At 67.5% G+C, this 2,026-nt stretch carries 3 protein-coding genes; all 3 read left to right on the top strand.

The genetic code is table 11. The annotated features are described in order from the left end of the window. Positions 1-441 precede the first annotated feature (441 nt). Positions 442-807, top strand: coding sequence for a hypothetical protein (locus EII42_RS11985; protein ID WP_125172383.1), 366 nt, complete (start codon positions 442-444; stop codon positions 805-807). Next, positions 807-1,718: a hypothetical protein gene (locus tag EII42_RS11980; protein ID WP_125172381.1), complete on the top strand. Its 912-nt coding sequence runs from the start codon at positions 807-809 to the stop codon at positions 1,716-1,718. Before EII42_RS11985 ends, EII42_RS11980 begins: the two co-directional genes overlap by 1 nt. 30 nt (positions 1,719-1,748) lie before the next feature. Then, positions 1,749-2,026, top strand: a 278-nt coding sequence (locus tag EII42_RS11975; RefSeq protein WP_148098054.1) for a hypothetical protein, incomplete at its 3' end; no start/stop codon positions are given.

The following is a 2,026-nucleotide window of genomic DNA, read 5'->3' as shown; positions in this document are numbered from 1 at the left end:
CCGATTTATCCGGGGGATCCGCGCTACAACGAGTTGATTGGTGGGGGGTTCGGTCGTCCGGGTGTGGGTGGCGGCTTTGATGGTATCGGTGTGCCGGGTGGTCCGGGTTCGCCTGGTTGGCCTGGTGGCCCGGGCAGTGGTGTGCCGGGTGGCCCCGGTAGTGGTGGTCCTGGGTTCGGGCAGCCTGGTTGGCCTGGTGGCCCGGGTAGCGGTGGCCCTGGGTTCGGACAGCCTGGGCGGCCGGGTGGTCCGGGCATTGGTGCGCCGGGTGGCCCCGGTACTGGCGGCCCGGGGTTCGGGCGGCCTGGTGGGCCTGATGGTCCTGATCTTGGGCAGCCTGGTGTGCCTGACGGGCCTGATCTTGGGCAGCCGGGACGGCCCGGTGGGCCTGCGTGGCCTGATATGTCGGGTCCGGGCGGGCCGGGCGTTAAGCAGCCTTCGATGCCGGGGGGTCCGGATGGTGGTCCGGGCGGGCCCAGGGCGGGTTTGCCTAAGACGGGTGCCCCGGGGCCGAACGACACCAGCTTCAAGGTGGATCCGGAGGCGCTGCGGGCGATGGCCAAGCAGTGGGACCAGCAGTCCGGGGTGGCGAACTCGTCCCAGGGAAGCATGCCCGCACCTAAGAAGCTTGGGTTCGTTGGCAGGGCGTTCTCCTGGGTGAATGGCCTCTCGACGGAAACCACCGGGCTCACGCATCAGGCGAAGGGCGAGTTCGCGGACGTGCGCGACGAACTGCTGGCGGAGGTGAAGCGCTACGTCGCGAATGAGGACGCGGCAGCGAACTACGGCAAGAGGATCGGAGGCTGATGATGACGGTTGGCGACGCGGTGAGGGACGGGCTGTCCCGGATTCTGGAGCGGATTAAGCAGCACAAGCAGGGCGCTCCTAGCAGTGGGGCGGATGATTACAAGAAGTTGGCGGAGTTGCTTGATCGGATCGAGGCGGAGCGGCAGCGGATCCGGGCGGAGGACGAGCGAAAGAGCCTCAGCTGGTGGGACAAGATGGCGGTCTTCGTGGTCGACGTCGTGACGTGGGGGCAGGCCCGGCGGGATTTCGATCAGCAGGTGGCGCGGATCAAGCAGCGCTCCGACGACGGCATGGCGAAGCTGCGCAAGGCATGCGAGAGGGTCCTGGAAGAGCAGGACGTGCCCGACGACCTCAAGGACAAGAGAGACCAGTGGCAGGGGGCCGCTGAGATGGTGCACGGGGTCTACGAGACGGCGCCGCACCGGGAGGCGATCGCGGGCTGGGAGGGCCCGGCCTCTGAGAAGTATCAGGAGATGGCCAAGGTGCAGACCGCGGCGTGCGCGGAGTGGAGCCAGCTGGTCAAAAAGATGGCGGAGGTCCTTGAGAAGTCCTATGACATCAATCTGGTGGTGCAGTGCACGGTCTACGACCAGCTGGGCAGGATTCTGGAGCCGCTCAAGTGCCGACCGGGGGACCGGGAGTTTTTCGCACCCACGGCGGAGTTCGGCAACCGGCTGCATGCCTGCGCGGACTGGGTGCCGGTGATGATCGAGAAGGCCGAGACCGCGGGCGGCGAGATGGGGGAGGCGCTGCGCGGGGTGCAGGACGCCATCCAGGTACTGACGGGTAAGTGGCCCAAGGGCACGGAGAAGTCCGGCACGGAGCCGGGGAATCTCGGTCAGGGCCTGGGGAAGGCTCCGCGGGTGAAGCCGAGGGACATGGACGTGGACGGCGATGGCGCGGTGCGCTAGGCGCGCCCGTCGAACGTGAAGGAGATGGCGATGCGTAGGGCTTCGGGGTTGTGGTTGGGTGTCGTCGGCGGGTTGTTGGCGGTGTTGGTGGGCTTGCTGGTGGTGGTTGCGTTGCGGCCGGCTTCTCCCGATTCGTCGGCTCTCGGTCAGGGCTCGTCTGTGCCGGCCTTGGATCCGAAGTCTTCGGCGGGTGCGTCGTCGCCGAGTGCGAGTGCGTCGGATGACTGGCGGTCTTGGCCGGTGTGGGAGGTTATGCCGCCTGCGGAGATGTTGCCGCAGCTTTATGGTGGGGATCCGCTTAAGGGTGG

Source organism: Tessaracoccus sp. OH4464_COT-324 (assembly GCF_003932855.1).
GTDB lineage: Bacteria > Actinomycetota > Actinomycetes > Propionibacteriales > Propionibacteriaceae > Arachnia.
The sequence above is the reverse complement of the archived record's forward strand: the minus strand, read 5'-3'. Positions and strand labels throughout refer to the sequence as shown.

Bases quoted from the DNA above. Each gene is read 5' to 3' on its own strand.
- EII42_RS11985 (WP_125172383.1), top strand. From the start codon at position 442: ATGCCGGGGGGTCCGGATGGTGGTCCGGGCGGGCCCAGGGCGGGTTTG.
- EII42_RS11980 (WP_125172381.1), top strand. From the start codon at position 807: ATGATGACGGTTGGCGACGCGGTGAGGGACGGGCTGTCCCGGATTCTG.